General features: G+C 69.5%; 3 protein-coding genes and 1 pseudogene. 2 read left to right on the forward strand and 2 right to left on the reverse strand.

The window, feature by feature from the left end:
* Positions 1-224: 224 nt before the first annotated feature.
* Complete coding sequence (locus G6023_RS00505; RefSeq protein WP_067718910.1) at positions 225-623, reverse strand: MerR family transcriptional regulator; 399 nt, start codon at positions 621-623, stop codon at positions 225-227.
* Between the two features lie 132 nt (positions 624-755).
* On the opposite strand from G6023_RS00505, the gene G6023_RS00510 reads away from it, so the two are divergent.
* Both G6023_RS00510 and G6023_RS00515 read left to right on the forward strand, forming a co-directional pair.
* Positions 756-2,321, forward strand: coding sequence for a SulP family inorganic anion transporter (locus G6023_RS00510; protein ID WP_182633811.1), 1,566 nt, complete (start codon positions 756-758; stop codon positions 2,319-2,321).
* A 76-nt stretch (positions 2,322-2,397) separates the two neighbouring features.
* Complete coding sequence (locus tag G6023_RS00515) at positions 2,398-3,621, forward strand: glycosyltransferase 87 family protein (protein ID WP_182633812.1); 1,224 nt, start codon at positions 2,398-2,400, stop codon at positions 3,619-3,621.
* Here the strand turns inward: G6023_RS00515 and G6023_RS00520 are convergent.
* A pseudogene (locus G6023_RS00520) lies at positions 3,573-3,906 on the reverse strand (acetoacetate decarboxylase family protein); the annotation flags it as partial. The gene G6023_RS00515 and the pseudogene G6023_RS00520 sit on opposite strands and share 49 nt — an antisense overlap.

A 3,906-nucleotide genomic window follows, 5' to 3' on the forward strand; every position in this document is an offset into this window, starting at 1 on the left:
CACCCGCGCCGAGTTCTCCAACGCGGTCACCCACGAGGGGGCGCTGACCGTCGACGACGTCCTCGACCGTCGCAGCCGCATCGGGCTGGTGGCCACCGATCGGGCCGCCGCCGAGCCGGTCGCCCGTCAGGCCCTCGCCGCGGGACGGGCCGCCGCGGACTGACTGCCGGTACGCCTTCCGCGCCTGTCGCGACCCGACTGGAGCCGACGGGCGCCGGGAGGCCTTAGTCGAATCTCCGGACCAGCTGCAGAAACTCCGTGCCGTAGTCGAGCTGGGTCTGCAGGTCGCGATAGCGGGCCTCCGCCTCCGAGCGGATCTCCTCGACCGTCGTCCGGGCCGCGTGCCAGTCGTCGAGCTCCACCGAACCCGAGCCGCGGCCCGCCGAGAGGACGTCCGTCGCCCGGAGGAACTGCCTCATGCGTTCCAACGAGAACCCCAGGGGCTTCATCCGCCGCACCAGGAGCAGTCGCTGGACATCCGCATCGGTGTAGAGCCGGAACCCACCGGCGGTGTGACCGGAGGGCACCACCAGGCCGAGCTCGTCGTAGTGACGGAGGGTGCGGATCGACAGACCGGTGATCTCGGCGACCTCGCCGATCTTGCGCACCGCGTCGTCCGACATCGTTCTCCTTGTGGGCTTGTTCACACTCATGGGCTCGGGTTCGCGCTCGGCCAACTCTACCGTTACGGTACATTCAAAATCTCCCGTTACGGGAGAGTGTGTCATGCCCCTACGTGGTGAGGAAGATTCTCCGTGACAGCTCCCGCGACCACGCCCGGGGCCGCTCCCGCTCCCGGCGTCGACGATGACGGTCTGGCGCCCGTCGGTGTCCTCGCGTCATTCAGGTACGCCCTTTCCTCGGCCCGGCGGCTGCGCACCGAGGTGCTGGCAGGACTGGTCGTCGCCCTCGCGCTGATCCCCGAGGCCATCTCGTTCTCGATCCTCGCCGGAGTCGACCCGCGGGTGGGGCTGTTCGCCTCGTTCACGATGGCCGTGACGATCGCCTTCACCGGCGGGCGGCCGGCGATGATCTCCGCCGCCACGGGCGCGATCGCTCTGGTCATCGCCCCCGTGGCGCGTGACTACGGAATGGACTACCTCGTCGCCACAGTGCTGCTGGCCGGCATCTTCCAGGTGGTCCTCAGCCTGATCGGCGTGGGCCGGCTCATGCGCTTCATCCCCCGCAGCGTGATGGTCGGGTTCGTCAACGCCCTGGCGATCCTCATCTTCACCGCGCAGATCCCGCACCTGCTCGGGGTGCCCTGGCTGGTCTACCCGATGGTCGCGGCCGGCATCGGCATCATGGTGTTCTTCCCCCGGCTCTCGGCCGCGGTTCCCGCACCGCTGATCGCGATCGTGGCGATCACCGCCGTCGTGGTGCTGTTCGGCTGGACCATGCCCAACGTGCGCGACCAGGGTGAACTGCCCGACTCGCTGCCGTCGCTGTTCATCCCCGACGTGCCGTGGACCATGGAGACGCTCCAGATCATCGCCCCCTACGCCCTGGCGATGGCCCTGGTCGGGCTCATGGAGTCCCTGATGACCGCCAAACTCGTCGACGACCTCACCGAGGTGCGCACCGACAAGACCCGCGAGGGCTGGGGCCAGGGTGTGGCCAACATCGTCACCAGCTTCTTCGGCGGCATGGGCGGTTGCGCGATGATCGGCCAGACCATGATCAACGTCAAGCAGTCGGGCGCCCGCACCCGCCTGTCGACCCTCCTGGCGGGCGTCTTCCTGCTCATCCTCGTCGTCGCACTGGGCGACATCGTCGGCCTGATCCCCATGGCCGCTCTCGTCGCGGTGATGATCATGGTCTCCGTGGCCACCCTGGACTGGCACTCCATCCATCCCCGCACCCTGCGTCTGATGCCGCTCAGCGAGACGGTCGTCATGATCGTCACCGTGGCCGCCACCGTGATCACCCACAACCTGGCCATCGGCGTCGTCCTCGGCGTCCTCACCGCGATGGTCATGTTCGCCCGCCGGGTCGCGCACATGACGAGCCTGGAGAAGGTCTCGGAGCTCGACGTGAATCACGACGGCACCATCGACATCCGTACCTACCGGGTCCGCGGGGAACTGTTCTGGGCCTCCAGCAATGATCTGGTCTACCTGTTCGACTACTCGGGCGATCCCCAGCACGTTGTCATCGACCTGACCGAGGCCGACATCTGGGACGCCTCCACCGTGGCCACCCTGGATGCGATCAGCCACAAGTACGCGGCCAAGGGCAAGACGGTCGAGATCATCGGCCTCGACGGGGCCAGCCAGGAGCGACTGGAGAAGCTCTCCGGCAACCTCGGTGAGGGGCACTGACCTGACCCGACCCGGCCTGACCAGACCGTATCCTGGTCGACCGCACCCCGTTCCGGACCGAAAGGAGCGCTACCCGATGCACACCCTCCCGAAGCCGGGGAGCGCGCTGCGCCTGGCAGGTCTGATCCTGACCGCGGCCGTGATCACCGCGGTCATGGTGCGAGCCGCCACCGAGTTCATGCTGGACCTCCAGGTGTTCCAGGACGCCGGACGGGCCCTGCTGGCCGGGGCGGACCTGTACTCCGAGGGCTTTCCCACCCGCTCGGGCTTCAGGTTCATCTACCCGCCGTTCGGCGCCGTCGTCTTCCTGCCGCTGGCGCCACTCGGAGCCACTGTCGCCCAACTCGCCTGGACCGCCGCCACGGTGGTCGCGGTCTGGGCGATCCTGGCCATGGCCGCGTCCCGGCTCCAGCTTCAGGGCGCACGAACCCTGGCCCTGGCACTGACCGGCGTGGCGCTGCTGTTCGAGCCGGTCCGCGCGAACATCGGCTTCGGCCAGATCAACATCTTCCTGTTCCTCATGGTCACCGCCGACGTCCTGGGCTTCACTCCCCGCCGCGCCCGCGGCGTCTTGCTCGGGCTGGCCGCCGGCATCAAGATCACCCCGGCCGCGTTCGGCGTTCTGTTCCTCGTCCGTAGAGACTGGGCGTCCCTGGCACGGGCGGTTGGGACAGTCGCGGCCACGATCGGCCTCGGGCACCTCATCCGCCCGGCCGAGTCCTGGCATTTCTGGACCGCCGAGTTCTTCCTCACCGAACGGGGCGGCACACGGCACTTCGTCCCCAACCAGGCCCTGAGCGGCCTGCTGGCCCGGGCCCGGATCCCCGCCGAGCACCTCGACCCGCCCGTCTACGGCTTCTTCCTGCTCGTCGCCGCGGCAGCCACCTGGGGAGCCTGGCGACTGACCCGGGACAACCGGCCCGTCGACGCCCTACTCCTGGTCGCCCTCGGGGTCTTCATCGCCTCTCCGGTGGCGGTGACCCACCACTGGTCCGGCGTGATCATCGCCATCCCGCTACTACTGACCGCCCGGCGCAGACCGGTCCGGATCGCGGTGGCGGTCCTGGTCCTCACCCACCTGATCGGCACGCACTACGCCTACGCGCTCACCGCGGTCGACCCAGCCGCCCACGTGCTGCAGTGGCTCATCGGCAACGCGCAGGGTGTGAGCGGAATCGCCGCGTTCGCGATGCTGCTCGGCGACGCCGCTCTGGGCGACGCCGCTCTGGGCGGCGGCGCCCCCGGGCGGCGTCAGCCGATCCGTTCGGGCGCCTGGAACTCGGCCTCGAACCTGTCGTAGGAGAAGGTGGCGAGGGCGCGGGCGCGGTCCAGCCCGAGTTCGCGTACCGCCTCGGCGAACCGCGCGACATCGGCGTCGCTGTCATCCGCGCCCGTCGCGATCGTCACGCGAGCGCCGCTCAGCGGACGCATCCGCCCACCTCGGGCGGTGGCCTCGGCCGTGACCCGCACCGGCTGACCGTCGAGGACCTGCACGCAGTTCATGGCGAGTGACTGGCTGCCGGGGATCGGGACCCCGACGCGGGTGTCCAGCCTGAGATCGACCCCGCCGGCGCCCGCCGACCCG

Origin of the sequence: Dietzia sp. DQ11-71 (assembly GCF_014144995.1) — a bacterium.
Classification (GTDB): Bacteria; Actinomycetota; Actinomycetes; order Mycobacteriales; family Mycobacteriaceae; genus Dietzia; species Dietzia kunjamensis.